Genomic DNA, 18300 nt, shown 5'->3' on the forward strand with positions numbered 1-18300 from the left:
AAGCTGTAATCAAAGCAGAAAGTACCAACGACATTTTTCTTTGTATCAATAACATGTTATAAGTTGTTTGTACATGTTTTAAAGTAGTGTATACGATTAGTTTTTTTATGGGGATATATTAAGATAAATTCGAAGAAATAAAATATTTATTACTAACTAAAAAATATTAAAAATGAGAAATACTGTATTATGTGTAATTGTAGGATTAATGGCAATTATGGCAAACGCTCAAGAGTTTCAATTTGAAACAGCATCAATCGATTACGGAAAAATTAAACAAGGCGCTGATGGGGTTCGTGTGTTTGAGTTTATAAATATTGGTACTGAACCGTTGATTATAAAAGATATTAAATCCACTTGTGGGTGTACAGTTCCTAAAAAACCAGAAAAACCAATTATGCCAGGTGAAAAAGGGCAAATAGAAGTATCATATGATACAAGAAGAGTAGGAGGGTTTTCAAAAGCCATTACGATTATATCGAATGCTAAAGCATCTAGAAAAATGTTAAAAATAAAAGGGCATGTTGAAAAAGAGAAAGAAAAAGATAGAGTTTAATAATTTAAAAGCCTGAGTTTATAAGCTCAGGCTTTTTATCTCTAATTGGAGATATGATTGATTTAGTAATAGATAGCCCCCCCGGATTACCATATTGTAATCATCGGAGACAAATGTATATGCTTTTCATTTCTTTAAATTTAAAAAAGGCATAAGTGTGTAAATATTAAGTATAAAAGAAGGTATAAAAAAACCGAAGCATTAGCCTCGGTTTTTTAGAACCTATGATTTTTAAAAATCAATTATGACATATCAAAATAATTGATTTTTGTAATTTTTTTAGTAGTTTGATCAAAATTAATATTAATAAAAACATCACAACTATCACATTCAGCATATAAAATACTCTTAGAGCCATTTCTACCAGTTGTTAAAGCAACTTCTCCTAACTTACTTATTGGATCTCCAACAGTAATTGTTATTCCTTTAATAGTAAAAGTAGCTTCATTACTTAAAACATCTAAAGACTCGATATATGGTTTTCTTCCAGAAGTAGAAAAATCTAGTTTTAAACCATTAAACTTAAAATAGTAATAAAAACCATTATCTTCAAAAGAAACAGTTGCACCTAATAAAGACTCTACTTTAGCTTGTTTACCTAAAGTTTTTTTTATATCAGTTAAGGCAATATTATTTATTTTAATATTATCAAAATCAGAGTTCGAAATAATATTAGTTTGACTTTTTGCTATAAACGCGGTTAATAGAAAAAATACTAGTATTAGTTGTTTCATATTACTTAAAAATTAATTGTATAAACCCTTTCGAAGAACGAGGTTTTTGCAGTCGCCAAAGATATAATACTCGATTAATTTTCTATGTAAGAAACTAGTTAAATTTTAAGGTTAAAGCTATTTTTTTATCCAATTCTTGTTGATGTTTTAAAGTTGTATTTTCATCCCAATTAAAGCGGCTTGTAAATTCTTGAATAACAAAGTTTTTATAAAGATCAACACTAGGTTTATCAAAAAATAAACGACCAGTTCTTCTCATAAAGAAGTCGGTAGGAGTACAGGTCATTTCATGCTTTATTACAAACCATATTTCAGCTTTTAATAAGCGCTCTTGTATATTTTCTTCATTAAGCTCATCAAACTTATCTAAAATAAGTTCGGTTTGTTTACCATAGTTATATACTAAATAACTGGCATCTTTTTCAGTAAAACCATGTAATTTTAGTTGTTTATAAATTTGATTAATGTATAGTTTTACTGATTTATAATTTTGAAAAGGCCCTCCTGATAAAACAATTTCTTCAGTTTGAATTGGATCAAATTCAACTTCAAAACGACGTTTCATTTTTTTCGCAACAATATCCACAATCCGTTCTGCCATTTTTCTATAACCTGTTAATTTTCCTCCAGCAATTGAAATTAACTTGGTATCAGAAACAAAAATTTCATCTTTTCTAGATAATTCTGAAGCCGATTTTCCTTCTTCGTGAATTAACGGGCGTAATCCTGCCCATGATGATTGAATATCATCTATGGTTAATTGAATATCAGGAAACATGTTATTTACTGCTTCAATTAAATACAAAGCATCCACCATTGAGGTTTCAACGGTGTCTTTATCTTCTTGATAATTGGTATCGGTAGTTCCAAAATAGGTTACTTTTCCACGAGGAATAGCAAACATCATACGACCGTCTGGAATATCGAAATACACAGATTGTTTTACAGGCAACTTTTCATGCGGAACAACTAAGTGAACTCCTTTGGTTAAATGCAAACGTTTTCCAATTTTAGAATTGTTAATTTGGCGTAATTCATCTACCCATGGTCCAGCTGCGTTTACTACATATTTAGCTCTAATATCATAACTTTCTTCAGTAAAAGCATCCGTTACTTTAGCACCTACCACACGCTTATTTTCGTAAATAAATTCGTCTGCACGCGTGTAGTTTAATATTTGTGCGTCGTATTGACTTGCTGTTTTTAAAACTTCTATAGTTAAACGAGCATCATCAGTACGATATTCTGCATAAAAACCAGCGCCATTTAAAATACTTTTAGGTAATAAAGGTTCTTTTTCTAACGCTTCTTTTTTATCAAGCATTTTACGTTTATCATCTCCTTCAACAGAAGCTAACACATCGTATACTTTTAATCCGATAGATGTTAGCCATGAACCGTAAGTTCCGCCATCAATTAATGGTAAAATCATTTTTTCAGGAATTACCAAATGTGGCGCTAGTTTATGAACAATAGCACGCTCAGTACCCACTTCTTTTACCAACCAAAAATCAAATTGTTTTAAGTAGCGTAAACCTCCATGAATTAGTTTGGTAGATTTACTAGAGGTTCCCGAAGCAAAGTCATTTTTTTCTATTAAAGCGACTTTCATTCCACGTGAGGCAGCATCTAAAGCAATACCAGCACCAGTAATACCACCACCAATTACTAGAATATCAAATTCGGTAGTTTGTAATTCTTGTTGAATGTTTTTTCTATTGAAAGAAGAGAAATTATTCATAGAGCTGTTTTTATCAACCAAAAATAAGAATAAAAAGAAACGATAGACATAAAAAAAGAGCTGAAATTATCAGCCCTTTTAGAAGTCGCCCCCACAACTATTAAATCTAAAACTAACGATTCAATTTTTTCCAATTAGTATCTGCTTGTTTTTTGAGCTCTTCTGGATTTTCTTTTAACCACATTTTTAAAGTATTGGTTCCCCAAGAGTTATAAAATAAATACAGTTTACCATCTCGTATTTCAAAAGTTTTCGGATCAATATCCACCTTTTCACCAGTTTTTCCAATGGCATAGGCGCAGTACCCTCCATATTGTGGATTGTATTTTTGAGGATTTTTAAGGAAAGTAGCTAAATTTTCTTTTGACGAAAAACGAAAGGAAACGTTATTATATTTAGTTGTAATTTTTTTATTTCCTTTTTCGGCTTTATTATGAAAATAACTTACTACATCGTAACCTTTAGCAATAACTCCGTTTTTGGTATTGTATTCTTGTGAGAAGACAATACTTGAAAAAAATAGAAAGAAGATAAATATATGTTTCATTTTATTTTTTTTTATGTTTTAGTTCTTCCCAGTTTATATCTCCCTGATTTTGTAACTTTTTAGTATCACCATTTTTCCAATCATCAAGTTTGCTAGAAAGCCAAGAACTATAAAAAAGATATAATTTACCATCTCTAATTTCATAAGCTTCTGCATCAATATACATTTTAGTTTTCTTAGCAGCTACAGCATATGCACAATATCCACCATATTGAGGAATGTATTTTATTGGATTTTCTTTGAAAAGGGATAAATTTTCTTTTGAAGAAAACTTGAATTTAGCTCCATCATAAGTTGTTTGAAACTTCTTTATTCCTTCAACAGGTTCACTATTTGTAAAGTAAGAAACAACATCGTAACCTTCGGCTACATAACCTTTTTTTGTATTGTAGTCAGTTTTTTGAGCGTATAATGCAGTAGAGACTACTACTAAAAGTAGTGTAATAAAGTTTTTCATTGTTTGTAGATTTTATGAGTAGTCGATGAAAAACAAAAAACATTACAATTGAATAATTAAGAATTATTTAATAATTGCCAAGGCTGTTGAATTTTACCGTTTTTAATAGGCAAAATTTCTCCAAATTGTAAAAAAACAAACTCACTTTGGTGTGGTCTTAAAAAGACAAAATCATCTACTTGTAAAGATGCATTTTTAGGAATATTAATCATAGTTTGATTGGTAGATGCTCCAAACAAATTATTTTGTTTTACCCCTTTAGGGTAGTAATAATCTGCTTTCCAAAAACCACCATAGATAAAAGCAGATTTTTTAGTAAAAAAGGGTCTTAGTTTTTCTAAACCAGGAAGTGTTGTATTAGAAAAAAATTTTAAAACAGGTGTTGCTATAAAAGCTGCTGGTTTATAACTTCTTAATGAAGAAATATCGAATGTTGTAGGTTTTACAAAGCATGAACCGATGGCAATATCGTTAATGGGAGAGGAAGGAGTTGTGTGTAAGTTTAAAGTAGGGCTTCCGGCTCCGTTAAAGGTTAAATTTTCATTCCATAGCTCTGGAAAATCATTTTTAACTAAGGTTTTACAGTCTTCATAATATTGATTCGCTAATCGTAGTGCTTTCTTTTGAGAACGAATAATCTTTGGAAGTTTTACTACATGTGGATCATAACCCATAAACCCAGAAAATTCAACAAAATTTTGATTGTTTTCAATAAGTGATAGTACTTTTGTTAAACTTTTTAAAGAAGAAAACCCACCGCGGTGTAAACCCACATCAATTTCAATATTCAATCGTAATTTTTGATTGAGTTGTTTGGCTAAATTGATGTATTCTTCAATTCTTTTTTTGGTATCAACTAACCATTGAATTTGAGTAAATGGGTTAAATCCGTTGTACTCTTGAGGTAAGTTGTTGTAAAAATATTCCGCAGTTTTTATTGGCATGGGTTTACCCAATAAAATATCAGCTTTGTCCCCCAATCGAGCAACTAAATCAGTTAAAAAAGGTTGATGAAAAACCATCAACTTGCTTGAATGTGTTTTTTCTAATATATATTCAATTAATTGGACCGAAGGCAATGATTTTATCACAACTCTGAGTGATGCATCTTTTCTAAAATTAGAAAGTGCTTCTGCTATATTTTCATCTAGAATATCTAAATCTACTAACAAACAAGGAATGGCCCGTTGGTAGTTTTTAAGTTCTTTATTTAAGATTTTAAAATAAGCATCCATAATATTAAATACCTAATAGTTTTTGAAGATACGGATTCACAAATATATTTTCTGGATCATGTTCTTTTCTGAAAGTCATAAAGTTGATGAATTTAGGGTACATTCTAGCAATATCATCCGAAGTAAATGTATTCATTTTACCCCAATGAGGCCTTCCGTTATAGACTTTAAAAACTTCTTCGAGAGCATTAAAATAGGTATGACTTTCTTTTTTGTTGTATACGTGACAAGCAATATATGCCGAATCCCTTCCGTAGGCAGGGCTCATAAAAACATCATCTCCTTTTACCCAGCGATTTTCAATAGGAAAATGAATATTGAACTTTTTTGAGTTGACAATTTTTTGCACATCCTTAAATACATCTTGATAGGCTTCTGCAGGAATATTATACTCCATTTCATGAAACTTTACCATTCGCTGTGTTGCATATACTTTATGACTGTGATATACTTTTTTTACGTTACTTATACTAGCAGCTGTAATGTTAGCAACTGTTTTGTTTTGTGAAGGAAAAACTTTTGCAAACTCGCACATCAACTTAAAAACATAGTTTTCGAGTACATATTCTGTCCAATAATTAAAAAAGTTTACTTTATCAGGCTCAGAATATTCAACAATATTTGAAGTTTTTGTCCATGCTGTGTTTGTGTATGGAATCCAGTAAAACTCAAAATTACGGTTTTGAGAATTTCTTTGATCCAGAGTAGCCAACACATCGCTTAATTTCTCTTTTTTGTTTTGAAGTTTTAGTTTATAAGCAGGAATACATCGTAAAGTAACTTCAGTGATAATACCTAAACAACCTAATGATACTTGAGCAGCTTTGAATAACTCAATATTTTTTTCGGTAGAACACTCAATGATTTCACCTTTTCCATTCACAAATTTTAATCCAACGACTTGGTTGCTGATAGATTTTAGACCAACACCTGTTCCATGTGTACCTGTACTTATGGCGCCTGCAATTGACTGAACGTTGATGTCTCCCATGTTTTCCATGGCTAATCCTTCTTTAAAAAGAAGTTCTCCTAACAAAGAAAGTTTCGTTCCTGCTTTTACAGTAGCTTGATTTTTTTCTTTATCAATTGAAATGAGCCCTTGAAAGTTATCTAGAGTTACCAATATTTCGTCAGTACTACATAAAGAAGTAAAAGAGTGACCAGAACCAATGACTCTAATTTTTTGATTAAATCGTATAGCTTTTAAAACAAGTTGTTGAATTTCATTTTCCGAATGAGGAAATGCAACTGCGGATGGATTCCACTGTACATTTTCTGCCCAGTTTTTCATAAAACATTGAAATAATAGAGGTTAATTGACTGGGAAGATAGTAAAAAATAAAAAGAATTATAAAACCATTAAATTACAACCGCGTATATCAGAGTTATCAAAACGTCCTATAATTTCAAAACTATTGTCTTGGTATACTTTTCCTAAATCTTGTGTCGCAATAAAAGAACAAGAATTGTAGTTTGCTAAATCAATTACATTAATTCCACCTGATTTTCCTTTAGGTAAAATAGTCAAAGCATCTTCAGTATCACGAGTTAAGACTTGCATCCAAGGCGGACAGTTAAAAACACCATTTCCTTTTGAATATCCTTGACTTAATAATTCTGTCATTCCATATTCAGAATGAATTTCATTTACTCCAAAACCATTGCTTAAAATCGCATGTAATTCGTTACGAATAAGTTCTTTTCTTCTTCCTTTCATTCCACCAGTTTCCATAATAATGGTATTAGAAAGATTGAATTCATATTGTTCTACCAAATCTAATAAAGCAAAAGAAACGCCTATAAGTAATACTTTTTTTCCTTGTGAATCTAAATTTGTAAGCTTTTGAGCAAGTTCATCTAAATTGTTGAGGTAAAATCCACTTTCAGGATGTTGAGAACGTTTAATTAAGTCTTCAACCATATAAATCAAAGAAGATCCTTTACGTTCTAAATAATTGGGTAACAAAGCTAGTACAACATAGTCTTCAATATTACCGTAAAAATGTTCAAAACCTTTTAAATAGCTGGTTTCGTACCAAGATAAATCGGTAACTAAATGCTTACTGGTTGTACTTCCTGTAGTACCAGAACTTGTAAAGGTTTCTTGAATTTCATTTGTAGACGAAAGTACTTCTCGAGTTTTAAAAAACTGAATAGGTAAAAACGGAATTTGTTCAATAGTATGTACATCAGAAGGATGAACGTATATCAAATCACAAAAAGAACGATACACTTTATTATTTGTAAACTGATGTTTAAAAACTTGTAGTGCAGTTTTATTAAAATCTTCTGTAGACTGTATGTTAAAAATGGTGTTCTTCATAAACTTTTACAAAAGTAAGAGTATTCGACGCAACCTTTTTAATTTTTTTTCATCTACTACATAAACCATGGAAAGTTAAAATAATAACCCTAATTATATATGTCATGAAAAAAATTTTAATCCTTTTTTTAAGTGTATTTACGTTTTATTCTTGTTTAGATGATGACAGCCCTAATGTTAGATATGAGTTTTTAAAGGTTGATAGTGCTACAACTCCTGAAAGTTTTACATTCGGAGAAGTTGATACAATTAAGATAAAGTATACACTACCCAATAGTTGTTACTCTTTTAATGGATTGTATTATCAAAAAGTAGATACAACTAGAATTGTAGCTGGTACAGCAATAGTAGCTCTTGATGTTGCTTGCACTCAAGATGTAAGACAAGAAGAATATGCTTTTCCTGTTGAGGCAACACAAGAAGAAGATTATGTTTTTAAGTTTTGGAAAGGTAAAAATGATGAAGGAGAAGATGTATACGAAGAAGTGGTAATTCCAGTAAATTTGTAACATCAATTTAGAAAAACTCATACAAGGATGCTGTCATCAAAATATCACAGCGCAAGCGCAAGTTTACCAGTTGTTTTCTGGTAAACTTTTTGCGCTGTGTTTAAAGTATTCACGTAATTATCAAGATGCAGAAGATACATTACAAGATAGTTTTTTAACTATTTTTAAAAAGATGCCTCAATATCAGCATAAAGGTTCTTTTGAAGGATGGATGAAGAGAATAACTATAAATACAGCATTACAAAAGTATAGAGAAAAATCACCTTTACAGTTAGTTTCAGAAGCTCCTGATGAGGAAATAGTAGAAGAAATAGAGCTTGAAACTGAAAATGTGAATATTGATGTTTTATTAGAGCTCATTCAAAGTTTACCAGATAGGTATCGCTTAGTTTTTAACTTGTATGTATTAGATAATTATTCACATAAAGAAATAGCAGAATTATTAAATATTTCTGTAGGAACATCAAAATCAAACTTATCACGAGCAAGACAGATATTGAAAAAAGAAATGGAATTGTATCAAGCAAAAGAGGCAAAAGCATAACTGATGGAAGAAAAAAATATCGATAGACTATTTCAAGAAAAACTTAAAGATTTGGAGGTAACTCCAAATGAAAATGTATGGAATGCTATTGAAGAAAAGCTCCAAAAAAAGAAAAAACAGCGTGTTTTTCCTATTTGGTGGTTTTCTGGAGGGGTTGCAGCTATGCTTGTTTTAGGTTTTTTGTTTTATCCATTTACTTATGAAAAGGGAAATATAGATGATACAGATGTAATTATAGTTGAATCACCAAAACCAGCAACTAAAGAGCAAGAAAATAAAAATGAAGAATTAAAAGATAATTTATTAATAAAACCAACAAAAGAAAATATAAGGGAAATACTTGTTGTAAAAGAAGTAACGAAAAAGAAAAATAATTTGAAAGAAAAACATCGTAAAAACGAAGTTTTAACCGCTAATCATGTTGTGAAGGTTAGTAAAAAAGAATTGCAAGAAAAAGATAGCAATAACGTGTCAAGTAGAGTAGTTGAAGGGGCTTTACTGGCTAAAAATGATGTTGTGAAAGAAGAAAATTCTGCTGGCAAGCTTGAAAATAGCTTGCCAGTTCTTAAAAAAGAAGAAATAAGTTTTTTCAAAAAAAACAATGATACAATTCGTAAGATTATAAAACCAAAAAAAGATTTTTTAGCGGTTGTAAATGCTGAAAAGGATAAAAAAGAAGAGGATAAGATAAAGAAACTTTGGACCGTTTCTCCAACAGTAGCAGTATTAAACTCAAATTCTTTTTCTAAATCATCTCCAATAGATGCAAGTTTATCAAACTCTACAAAAGGAAGTACAAGTTATTCTTATGGTGTTCAAATTGCTTATCAATTAAGTAAAAAATGGTCTATTCAGTCAGGAGTACACCTCCAAGAAATGGAGTATTCTAATACCAACGTAGCTGTTAATCCTGCAAATTCAAGTAGTGCAAGTGTAGCTTTTAGTTCAGGAGAAAGTTATGAGTTAAATGATACTTCTCAAATAAATTTTAGTACAAATTCAGTATCCATTAGCTCAGGTAGTCTAGATGGTAAGTTGAATCAAAGTTATGGATATATTGAAGTTCCAGTAGAAGTTAAGTATAGTGTATTAGAAGGAAAAAAGCTAAAAACACAATTAGTTATGGGTTTTAGTTCTTTGTTTTTAAATAAGAATGATGTAAACTTAAAAACTACAGATTTTTCAACATCAGGAGAAGCAAACAACTTAAATAGCGTTAACTTTAGTGGAAATTTAGGGGTAGATTTTAGTTATAAGTTCAGTAAAAAATGGTCTCTAAATATTAATCCAATGCTAAAAACCCAGTTAAATACATTTAAAAACGATTCAAATGGGTTTCAGCCATACTTTATTGGTATTTATACAGGTTTAAATTATCAGTTTTAATCGTTGTAAATTTTAATTACTAAATTACCTTTATCATCCATTGAAGCTCTGTACATTCCTGCAGTATTAAACTCAAAAGACATATTTCCATTTTTATCAAGTGCAACAACACCACCAGTTCCACCAAGCTTGGTTAATTTATTTTGAATCACATCTTTGGTAGCTTCTTTTAATGATTTTTGTTGATATTCCATTTGAGCAGAAATATCATACGCTACTTGAGATCTTATAAAGTATTCACCCCAACCAGTTGAAGAAACACCACAGGTTTTATTATTTGCATAAGTACCTGAACCAATAATAGGAGAATCTCCAATTCGTCCCCAACGTTTGTTAGTCATACCTCCAGTAGAAGTTCCTGCAGAAATGTTTCCTTTTTTATCCAGAGCAACGCAACCTACTGTACCGAATTTACTATTTTTAATGTCAATATCATAAAAAGCAGCTTCTTTATCATCATGATCTAACTCCGTTTTTTCTTTGTCTTTAATTCGTTGTAAAGATTTAAAGCGATTTTCAGTATAAAAATAACTCGGGTCTACAATTTTCAACCCTTGTTCTTTAGCAAATTTGGAAGCTCCACTTCCAGAAAGCAGCACATGATCAGAGTTTGTCATCACCGTTCTAGCAGCTTCAATAGGGCTTTTTATATCTTTTACCCCAGCTACAGCACCTGCATTCAATGTTTTTCCATCCATAAAAGAAGCATCTAATTCATTAGTTTCTTCATGTGTAAATACAGCTCCTTTTCCAGCATTGAAAAGAGGAGATTCTTCCATAACCTGAATAGTTTTTACAACAGCATCGTTACTAGATCCTCCATTCTTTAATATCTCATATCCTGTTTTTATAGCTTCCTTTAGCTTAGTTTTATAAGCAGTTTCTTTTTCGGGAGTCATATTCTCTTTTAAAATGGTACCAGCACCCCCATGAATAATAATAGCGAACTCATTAGTAGGAGTATTATTTAGCTCTTTGGAAGTTACTTTAGATTGATTGCAAGAAAATAGTAACAAAATTAAAGCAAGGTAGTTGTAAATATTTTTCATTATTTTGTTAATTTTTAAACAAACTAAGTTGTTTTTGTTTAATTTATTAATTGTAAAATTATTCGTAGTTTTGAGTTTTAAATATAAAAACTAAAATTACAATATAAAACATGGCAGATTTTGGTATTAAAGAAGCTTTAGCTCAATTAGGCTTAAAAGATATAAACAACGGAACTTCTACAGGTTCAGTAAACTTTGCAAATGGAGAAGTTATTGAAAGTTATTCACCTGTTGATGGTAAGTTAATTGGTAAAGTAGTAGCAAGTACTCGTGAAGATTATAATAAGGTGATGGATGTAGCTACAACTGCTTTTAAAGAGTGGAGAGCAATGCCTGCACCTCAACGTGGAGAAATTGTTCGTCAATTTGGAAACAAGTTAAGAGAATTAAAAGAACCATTAGGTAAGTTAGTTTCTTACGAAATGGGAAAATCTTACCAAGAAGGTTTAGGTGAGGTTCAAGAAATGATTGATATCTGTGATTTTGCTGTAGGTTTATCTCGTCAGTTAAACGGACAAGTAATTCCATCAGAAAGACCAGGACACGTAATGAGAGAGCAATGGCACCCATTAGGAGTGGTTGGTATTATATCAGCATTTAATTTCCCTGTGGCTGTTTGGTCTTGGAATACAGCATTAGCTTGGATTTGTGGTAACGTATGTGTATGGAAAGGTTCAGAAAAAGCTCCTTTATGTTCAGTAGCTTGCCAAAATATTATAGCTGAGGTTTTAAAAGCTAACGATTTACCAGAAGGAATTTCTTGTATTGTTAATGGAGATTACAAGGTTGGTGAATACATTACTGAAGATACTCGTATTCCTTTAGTATCAGCTACTGGTTCTACAAGAATGGGACGTATTGTTGGTGCTAAAGTTGCTGAGCGTTTCGGTAAATCATTATTAGAATTAGGAGGAAACAATGCAATTATTATTACTCCAACTGCTGATTTAAAAGTAGTAGTTCCTGGAGCTGTATTTGGTGCTGTAGGTACTTGTGGTCAGCGTTGTACATCAACACGTCGTTTAATCATCCACGAATCTGTATATGATAAAGTAAGAGATGCGATTGTTGGAGCTTACGGTCAAATTAAGATTGGAAACCCATTAGATGAAAACAATCACGTTGGACCATTAATTGATAAAGACTCTGTAAATACGTATTTAGCTGCTATTGAAAAAGCAAAAGCTGAAGGAGGTAAGGTATTAGTTGAAGGAGGCGTTTTAGAAGGAGAAGGTTATGAAAGCGGTTGTTACGTTAAACCAGCAATTATTGAAGCTGAAAACCATTATGAAATTGTTCAACATGAAACATTTGCTCCAATTTTATACTTGATGAAGTATTCAGGAGATGTTGAAAACGCTATTGAATTACAAAATGGAGTAGCGCAAGGATTATCTTCTTCAATTATGACAAGTGAAATGAAAGAAGCTGAAAAATTCTTATCATTTGCAGGGTCTGATTGTGGAATTGCAAATGTAAATATAGGAACTTCTGGTGCTGAGATCGGAGGTGCTTTCGGAGGTGAAAAAGAAACAGGTGGTGGACGTGAGTCTGGATCTGATGCTTGGAAAGTATACATGCGTCGTCAAACAAACACAGTAAACTATTCTGATGAATTACCTTTAGCACAGGGAATTAAGTTTGATTTATAAGAAAATATAATTTTCAAAACATAAAAAAAGCCCAGAAACAAAGTTTTTGGGCTTTTTTATGTCTGTATAATTAATCTTATTATTCTTCCTTCTCATGCTCTTCCAAATCTTTAGTTAAATCTAACTTTCTAAGCGTTGGATTTAAAACTCCAGTAGTAATAACGGTAATTAAAGTCATAGTACCACCAAAAACCACTGCTGTTACTGTTCCCATTAACTTTGCTGTTACCCCACTTTCAAAAGCTCCTAATTCGTTAGAAGAACCTACAAACATAGAATTTACTGAAGCTACTCTACCACGCATATGATCAGGTGTTTTTAACTGTAAAATGGTTTGACGAATTACCATAGAAACACCATCGGTTACACCACTAAAAAATAGGGCTACAATAGAAATCCAAAAAACGGTTGATAAACCAAATACTATAATACAAATTCCGAAACCAAATATAGCTGTTAAAAGCTTCATTCCTGCATTTCTACTTATAGGTATATATGCAGTAACTAACATCGTTAAAAAGGCTCCTATGGCTGGTGCTGCACGCAATGCACCAAACCCTTCTGGTCCAACTTTTAAAATATCTTGAGCATATACTGGTAATAATGCTACTGCTCCACCAAATAATACCGAAATCATATCTAATGTAAGTGCTCCTAAAATAGCTTTTGTTTTATATACAAAACGTACTCCTTCTTTTAAACTTTTCATTACGGGTTCTCCAATTTTTGGATTTAGAATTGGTTTCTTTTTGATAAAAAATACCGTAAAAAATGATATTGAAACTAAACCAAATACAACACATAAAGACCAATGTACTCCAATCCAAGAAATAGTAAACCCTGCAAAAGCTGGTCCTAATACTGAAGCTATTTGCCAAGTTGAACTACTCCATGTTGCAGCGTTAGGATATAATTTTTTAGGTACAATTAAAGCAATTAATGAAAAAATCGTAGGTCCGAAAAAAGAACGTAATAATCCACCAAAAAAGACCAGAGCATAAATAGCATATAGCACAGTATTTTTATTCCAATCTTCAATGAAACTAGGCAATGTTAAAAAGAATAGTCCTAAACTTATGAGTGAAAATAGGCCAATACACAAGGCTAGTAGATTTCTTTTTTCTTTTTGATCTACAATATGACCAGCAAACAACGCCATGGATACTGCAGGAATTACTTCCATTAGTCCAATAATTCCTAATGATAATGGATTTTTAGTGATACTGTAAACCTGCCATTCGATAATAATAAATTGCATAGACCATGCAAATACTAAGGCAAAACGTACTAAAAGAAAAATATTAAATTCTTTAATTCTTAAGGAAGCATAGGGGTCTTTTTTTTCCATAAATTAATTTAATTTCAAATCCATTAAAATTGCAAATGTTTCATTTACATCTCTTTCCTTTACTACTATAGTCATTTCATGTGTTGTAGAAATTACTTCTTGTACCGCTATATTTGCCCAAGCAAATTGTTTTAAAATAAAATAGTATATACCTGATTGATCTAAGTTTCCTTTTGGTAGTTTTATAGTTATAGAAGCTAAATCGTTTACATTATTAATTAATGCTTCTTTCTTAAAAATTTCTTCAACAAAAGGTTGTAAGTTTTTACTTGTTACAATATTTGTTTCAAAAATACCTTGTGAAACCGTTAAGAAATAATCTTTACTATCTGCTGATTTACTTAAAATTTTAGCAATTTCTTTTAATAAAGACGTTGTATTTTTGAATGTAAAATCACATAAATCAGAACGGACAATCACGTCACCCAAATTTAAAGCAAGTCTTTTAATATTTTTTCTAACTCTCAATTCATTTGCTGGAGATAATCTGTTAATAGCCATCATTACAGCACCTACTTTTACTTCTTTTTTTAAAAGTTTAGAAACTTCAGGTAAAATTTCTCTTGCTAACGATGACACATTAATTAACTTTTCATTAAGAGCCTCCTCTATGAAAGGAGTTTTTCTGATAGTTATTTCAACAGCTTCTTGAATTGTTTTCATTTTTTGTTTAATTTTAAACCAAAGAAACAAAAATAAAACTTATAGTAAAATTATTTCATAATTAAAATATCTAATATTTTTAATTAAAAACTTTGTTAATCAGAATTTTAATCTAAATTTGTTACTATTGTATCTTGTATACAAGACCTATACACAACTAAATATAGGAGCGATTGATGGGGCTTCTTAATTTTTATTAAGAAGGATTATTTGTACAAATGCAAACAACTAATCTAATCTATTTGTTAACTTTAAAAACTCATCTTTCGCTTCTTTTTTGTCGTATAAAACGTTGTAAACAGCGTCTATTATTGGAGTTTTAGCTTTGTTTTTTTGATTAATTTTATAGGCGCTTTTTGTTGCATAGTATCCTTCAGCAACCATACTCATTTCTAACATTGCAGATTTTACAGTGTAGCCTTTTCCTATCATATTTCCAAACATTCTATTTCTACTAAATGTAGAATATCCAGTAACTAATAAATCACCTAGGTATGCTGAATTGTTAATATTGCGCTTCATTTTATGAATCTTTTTAATAAAGCGTTTCATTTCTCTAATACCATTACTCATTAATACCGCTTGAAAATTATCTCCATAGCCTAAACCATGAGCAATTCCTGCAGCTATAGCATAAATATTTTTTAACATCGCTGCATATTCAGTACCAATAATATCATCAGAAATTTTAGTTTTAATATAGCGTCCTGCAATAGCTTCACTAAGTTTTTTTGCTTTTTCTTCATCTTGACAAGCAAGTGTTAAATACGATAAGCGTTCCATGGCTACTTCTTCTGCATGACATGGTCCAGATATTACCCCTATATTTTCATATGGTATATTGTATTTTTCATGAAAATGTTCACCAACAATTAATCCTGATTCTGGTACAATTCCTTTAATGGCTGAAAAAATAACTTTATTCTCTAAAGAAGCAGTAAGTTTTTCTAATTCTCCGTTTAAAAAAGCAGAAGGAACGGCAAAAATTAACACGTCATAATTTTCTACAATGTAATTTATATTTTCAGACAAATCTAACTGTTCAGGATGTAACTCTGCAGAACTTAAATAACTAGGATTATGTTTGTTACGTTTAATATGTTCAATAGCATATATGCTGCGCATATACCAACCAATAGTTTCTAAGTTTTCAGATAACATTTTAACAATAGCTGTTGCCCAACTTCCACCTCCTAAAACGGCTATTTTAGTTTGATTGTTCATAAGTAGTATTTGTTTGTATTACAAAATTAAGAAATCTATAATCGACTCTCTAAACTTAAAGCTTATTATATTTGAATTTTAAAAACTATATGAAACATATGAACGTACAAATCATAAACAAATCCAAACATCAAACACCAGCTTATGAAACCGAGGGATCTGCAGGAATGGATTTACGTGCAAATATAGATGCTGCTATTATTTTAAAACCTTTAGAGAGAGCTATTATTAAAACAGGTTTATTTATTGCGCTTCCTGTTGGGTATGAAGCTCAAGTTCGTCCACGTAGTGGACTCGCAGCCAAAAAAGGGATTACCGTATTAAATTCTCCTGGTACAGTTGATGCTGATTATCGTGGAGAAATTGGGGTGATTTTAGTAAATTTATCTAACGAAGATTTTACAGTTAACGATGGTGAGCGAATTGCGCAATTAGTTATTACAAAACACGAACGTGTAAACTGGCAAGAAGTAGAAGTTTTAAACGGAACTGAACGTGGTACTGGTGGTTTTGGTAGTACTGGAATTTAAACACATATCTTATTCTTTCTAAAGAAAAAAAGCTGTTGAAGTTTTCAACAGCTTTTTAGTAATAGTTAGAACTTTTAAATTTAAAACTTAATCTTGATTTTCAATAGCATCTTTTATTTTATTTTCTAACTCTTCCATTAATTCAGGGTTGTCTTTAATAACACCTTTTACAGCATCTCTACCCTGACCTAATTTAGTGTCTCCATAACTAAACCATGAACCACTTTTCTTTATAATTCCGTATTCTACTCCAATATCCAAAACTTCACCAACTTTTGATATTCCTGCACCATACATAATATCAAATTCTGCTTGTTGGAATGGTGGAGCTACTTTATTCTTTACAATCTTAACTTTAGTACTGTTACCAATTACTTTATCGCCATCTTTAATTTGTGTTCTACGACGAATATCTAAACGAACAGATGCATAAAACTTTAAAGCGTTACCTCCTGTTGTAGTTTCTGGGTTACCAAACATAACTCCAATCTTTTCACGTAATTGGTTAATAAATATAACTGTACAGTTTGTTTTACTAATTGTACCTGTTAATTTACGTAGAGCTTGTGACATTAAACGTGCATGTAATCCCATTTTAGAATCACCCATTTCACCTTCAATTTCAGATTTTGGTGTTAAGGCTGCAACCGAATCAATAACTACAATGTCAATAGCTCCCGAACGAATTAAATTATCAGCAATTTCTAATGCTTGTTCTCCATGATCTGGTTGGGAAATAATTAAATTATCAACATCTACACCTAAACTTTCAGCATAAAAACGATCAAAAGCATGTTCCGCATCAATAAAAGCAGCAATACCTCCTGCTTTTTGAGCTTCTGCAATTGCATGTATTGTTAAAGTTGTTTTACCTGATGATTCTGGTCCGTAAATTTCTATAATTCTTCCACGAGGATACCCTCCTACTCCTAAGGCTAAATCTAATCCTAAAGAACCTGACGATATTGCATCTACATCTTCTACTTGGCTATCTCCTAACTTCATTACGGTTCCTTTACCGTAAGTTTTATCTAACTTATCTAGTGTAAGTTGAAGCGCTTTTAATTTCGCTTCTTTTTCTTTATCTGCTGCCATAAATCGTGCTAATTATTTTAAGTAATAAGAACGGCTAAGTTATGAAAAACTAGCTTTAATATCCTATCTTTTTATGTTACATTTTGTAATATTGTGCTTCTTAAAAAAAAGAAAAGATGTCAAACCATCGTCACTTCATGATTTATAAACCTTATGGTTTTTTATCACAATTTATTACGAATCAAAAAAAAGGAGGTAAACACAAATTGTTAGGTGAATTATACAATTTTCCTGAAAAAACAATGGCTGTTGGTAGATTGGATGTAAAATCTGAAGGTTTATTATTACTTACAACCGACGGAAAAGTAAGTGATTTTATTACTACCAGAGGTGGAGTTGAAAAAGAATATTATGTCCAGTTAGACGGAGCAATTACTTCAGAAGCTATTGATCAATTAAAAAATGGGGTTGAAATTGGTTTTGACGGAAAGAAATATATAACTAAAGCTTGCAAAGTCAGAGCAATGGATACGCCAGATTTACCTGAACGTTCTAAAAAAATTAGAGATGCTCGTCACGGTCCTACTCCCTGGATATCAATTACCTTAACCGAAGGAAAATTCAGGCAAGTACGTAAAATGACCTCAGCTGTTGGTTTTCCTACACTTCGTTTAGTACGTGTTCGTGTGGGTAATATTTTATTAGGTAATATGCAAGTTGGTGAAGTTAAAGAAGTTGAGGAATTGATTTAGTTTGTTACTTTTACA

At 31.1% G+C, this 18300-nt stretch carries 19 protein-coding genes; 7 read left to right on the top strand and 12 right to left on the bottom strand.

From position 1 onward, the window contains the following. The first annotated feature begins 172 nt into the window (after nt 1-172). On the top strand, nt 173-556 hold the full coding sequence (locus D6200_RS10680; protein ID WP_073182371.1) for a DUF1573 domain-containing protein: 384 nt from the start codon (nt 173-175) through the stop codon (nt 554-556). 242 nt (nt 557-798) lie between these two features. Here the strand turns inward: D6200_RS10680 and D6200_RS10685 are convergent, their stop codons facing one another. The 7 genes from D6200_RS10685 to D6200_RS10715 all read right to left on the bottom strand — a co-directional run bounded on the left by D6200_RS10685 (nt 799) and on the right by D6200_RS10715 (nt 7593). Continuing rightward, on the bottom strand, nt 799-1290 hold the full coding sequence (locus tag D6200_RS10685) for a hypothetical protein (protein WP_047788080.1): 492 nt from the start codon (nt 1288-1290) through the stop codon (nt 799-801). A gap of 94 nt (nt 1291-1384) precedes the next feature. Next, a complete protein-coding gene (locus D6200_RS10690) occupies nt 1385-3031 on the bottom strand; it encodes a glycerol-3-phosphate dehydrogenase/oxidase (protein ID WP_073182370.1) in 1647 nt (548 codons plus the stop codon). A 112-nt stretch (nt 3032-3143) separates the two neighbouring features. Further along, on the bottom strand, nt 3144-3578 hold the full coding sequence (locus D6200_RS10695; protein WP_073182369.1) for a YHS domain-containing (seleno)protein: 435 nt from the start codon (nt 3576-3578) through the stop codon (nt 3144-3146). Between the two features lies 1 nt (nt 3579). Then, nucleotides 3580-4035, bottom strand: a complete 456-nt coding sequence (locus tag D6200_RS10700; protein WP_073182368.1) for a YHS domain-containing (seleno)protein — start codon at nt 4033-4035, stop codon at nt 3580-3582. 56 nt (nt 4036-4091) lie between these two features. Then, entirely contained in the window at nt 4092-5270 is a 1179-nt protein-coding gene (locus D6200_RS10705) for an alanine racemase (RefSeq protein WP_073182367.1), read from the bottom strand. A gap of 4 nt (nt 5271-5274) precedes the next feature. Further along, nucleotides 5275-6561: a D-arabinono-1,4-lactone oxidase gene (locus tag D6200_RS10710; RefSeq protein ID WP_073182366.1), complete on the bottom strand. Its 1287-nt coding sequence runs from the start codon at nt 6559-6561 to the stop codon at nt 5275-5277. A 57-nt stretch (nt 6562-6618) separates the two neighbouring features. Beyond that, nucleotides 6619-7593 (bottom strand): LuxE/PaaK family acyltransferase, encoded by a 975-nt coding sequence (locus tag D6200_RS10715; protein WP_073182365.1) that lies wholly within the window; start codon nt 7591-7593, stop codon nt 6619-6621. A gap of 104 nt (nt 7594-7697) precedes the next feature. Here D6200_RS10715 and D6200_RS10720 point away from each other — a divergent pair, with 104 nt between their 5' ends. Genes D6200_RS10720 through D6200_RS10730 form a run of 3 tightly spaced genes read left to right on the top strand, consistent with a single transcriptional unit; the run spans nt 7698 to nt 10032 of the window. Beyond that, nucleotides 7698-8102 (top strand): hypothetical protein, encoded by a 405-nt coding sequence (locus D6200_RS10720; protein WP_047788073.1) that lies wholly within the window; start codon nt 7698-7700, stop codon nt 8100-8102. 43 nt (nt 8103-8145) lie between these two features. Further along, the gene (locus D6200_RS10725; protein WP_317125563.1) at nt 8146-8646 is read left to right on the top strand and encodes an RNA polymerase sigma factor; all 501 of its coding nucleotides are present in this window, start codon (nt 8146-8148) and stop codon (nt 8644-8646) included. Between the two features lie 3 nt (nt 8647-8649). Beyond that, nucleotides 8650-10032 carry an outer membrane beta-barrel protein gene (locus D6200_RS10730; protein ID WP_073182363.1) on the top strand — a complete coding sequence of 461 codons (1383 nt, stop codon included), beginning with the start codon at nt 8650-8652 and terminating at the stop codon, nt 10030-10032. On the opposite strand, the gene D6200_RS10735 is transcribed toward D6200_RS10730, so the two are convergent. Then, nucleotides 10029-11081: an isoaspartyl peptidase/L-asparaginase family protein gene (locus D6200_RS10735; RefSeq protein ID WP_047788070.1), complete on the bottom strand. Its 1053-nt coding sequence runs from the start codon at nt 11079-11081 to the stop codon at nt 10029-10031. The genes D6200_RS10730 and D6200_RS10735 overlap by 4 nt on opposite strands. Nucleotides 11082-11191: 110 nt before the next feature. Here D6200_RS10735 and amaB point away from each other — a divergent pair, with 110 nt between their 5' ends. After that, nucleotides 11192-12733, top strand: a complete 1542-nt coding sequence (gene amaB, locus D6200_RS10740; RefSeq protein ID WP_047788069.1) for an L-piperidine-6-carboxylate dehydrogenase — start codon at nt 11192-11194, stop codon at nt 12731-12733. A gap of 79 nt (nt 12734-12812) precedes the next feature. Here the strand turns inward: amaB and D6200_RS10745 are convergent, their stop codons facing one another. The 3 genes from D6200_RS10745 to D6200_RS10755 form a co-directional block, all read right to left on the bottom strand. Continuing rightward, nucleotides 12813-14081, bottom strand: coding sequence for an MFS transporter (locus D6200_RS10745; protein ID WP_047788068.1), 1269 nt, complete (start codon nt 14079-14081; stop codon nt 12813-12815). 3 nt (nt 14082-14084) lie between these two features. Beyond that, entirely contained in the window at nt 14085-14744 is a 660-nt protein-coding gene (locus D6200_RS10750) for a hypothetical protein (RefSeq protein WP_047788067.1), read from the bottom strand. A 228-nt stretch (nt 14745-14972) separates the two neighbouring features. Further along, a complete protein-coding gene (locus D6200_RS10755) occupies nt 14973-15968 on the bottom strand; it encodes an NAD(P)H-dependent glycerol-3-phosphate dehydrogenase (RefSeq protein ID WP_073182362.1) in 996 nt (331 codons plus the stop codon). Between the two features lie 98 nt (nt 15969-16066). Here D6200_RS10755 and dut point away from each other — a divergent pair, with 98 nt between their 5' ends. Continuing rightward, nucleotides 16067-16498: a dUTP diphosphatase gene (gene dut / locus D6200_RS10760; protein WP_073182361.1), complete on the top strand. Its 432-nt coding sequence runs from the start codon at nt 16067-16069 to the stop codon at nt 16496-16498. An 87-nt stretch (nt 16499-16585) separates the two neighbouring features. Here dut and recA read toward each other — a convergent pair whose 3' ends face one another. Then, complete coding sequence (gene recA, locus D6200_RS10765) at nt 16586-17593, bottom strand: recombinase RecA (protein WP_047788064.1); 1008 nt, start codon at nt 17591-17593, stop codon at nt 16586-16588. Between the two features lie 116 nt (nt 17594-17709). On the opposite strand from recA, the gene D6200_RS10770 reads away from it, so the two are divergent. After that, complete coding sequence (locus D6200_RS10770; RefSeq protein ID WP_047788063.1) at nt 17710-18285, top strand: pseudouridine synthase; 576 nt, start codon at nt 17710-17712, stop codon at nt 18283-18285. Nucleotides 18286-18300: the final 15 nt, after the last annotated feature.

This window comes from Tenacibaculum mesophilum (genome assembly GCF_003867075.1).
Taxonomy (GTDB): domain Bacteria; phylum Bacteroidota; class Bacteroidia; order Flavobacteriales; family Flavobacteriaceae; genus Polaribacter; species Polaribacter mesophilus.

What these genes read in the sequence shown, in the direction of transcription:
- D6200_RS10700 (WP_073182368.1), bottom strand. Translation starts at nt 4,035, where the DNA reads ATGAAAAACTTTATTACACTACTTTTAGTAGTAGTCTCTACTGCATTA.
- recA (WP_047788064.1), bottom strand. Translation starts at nt 17,593, where the DNA reads ATGGCAGCAGATAAAGAAAAAGAAGCGAAATTAAAAGCGCTTCAACTT.
- amaB (WP_047788069.1), top strand. Translation starts at nt 11,192, where the DNA reads ATGGCAGATTTTGGTATTAAAGAAGCTTTAGCTCAATTAGGCTTAAAA.
- D6200_RS10705 (WP_073182367.1), bottom strand. Translation starts at nt 5,270, where the DNA reads ATGGATGCTTATTTTAAAATCTTAAATAAAGAACTTAAAAACTACCAA.
- D6200_RS10710 (WP_073182366.1), bottom strand. Translation starts at nt 6,561, where the DNA reads ATGAAAAACTGGGCAGAAAATGTACAGTGGAATCCATCCGCAGTTGCA.
- D6200_RS10750 (WP_047788067.1), bottom strand. Translation starts at nt 14,744, where the DNA reads ATGAAAACAATTCAAGAAGCTGTTGAAATAACTATCAGAAAAACTCCT.
- D6200_RS10680 (WP_073182371.1), top strand. Translation starts at nt 173, where the DNA reads ATGAGAAATACTGTATTATGTGTAATTGTAGGATTAATGGCAATTATG.
- D6200_RS10720 (WP_047788073.1), top strand. Translation starts at nt 7,698, where the DNA reads ATGAAAAAAATTTTAATCCTTTTTTTAAGTGTATTTACGTTTTATTCT.
- D6200_RS10730 (WP_073182363.1), top strand. Translation starts at nt 8,650, where the DNA reads ATGGAAGAAAAAAATATCGATAGACTATTTCAAGAAAAACTTAAAGAT.
- D6200_RS10690 (WP_073182370.1), bottom strand. Translation starts at nt 3,031, where the DNA reads ATGAATAATTTCTCTTCTTTCAATAGAAAAAACATTCAACAAGAATTA.
- D6200_RS10685 (WP_047788080.1), bottom strand. Translation starts at nt 1,290, where the DNA reads ATGAAACAACTAATACTAGTATTTTTTCTATTAACCGCGTTTATAGCA.
- D6200_RS10715 (WP_073182365.1), bottom strand. Translation starts at nt 7,593, where the DNA reads ATGAAGAACACCATTTTTAACATACAGTCTACAGAAGATTTTAATAAA.
- D6200_RS10755 (WP_073182362.1), bottom strand. Translation starts at nt 15,968, where the DNA reads ATGAACAATCAAACTAAAATAGCCGTTTTAGGAGGTGGAAGTTGGGCA.
- D6200_RS10695 (WP_073182369.1), bottom strand. Translation starts at nt 3,578, where the DNA reads ATGAAACATATATTTATCTTCTTTCTATTTTTTTCAAGTATTGTCTTC.
- D6200_RS10745 (WP_047788068.1), bottom strand. Translation starts at nt 14,081, where the DNA reads ATGGAAAAAAAAGACCCCTATGCTTCCTTAAGAATTAAAGAATTTAAT.
- dut (WP_073182361.1), top strand. Translation starts at nt 16,067, where the DNA reads ATGAACGTACAAATCATAAACAAATCCAAACATCAAACACCAGCTTAT.
- D6200_RS10770 (WP_047788063.1), top strand. Translation starts at nt 17,710, where the DNA reads ATGTCAAACCATCGTCACTTCATGATTTATAAACCTTATGGTTTTTTA.
- D6200_RS10735 (WP_047788070.1), bottom strand. Translation starts at nt 11,081, where the DNA reads ATGAAAAATATTTACAACTACCTTGCTTTAATTTTGTTACTATTTTCT.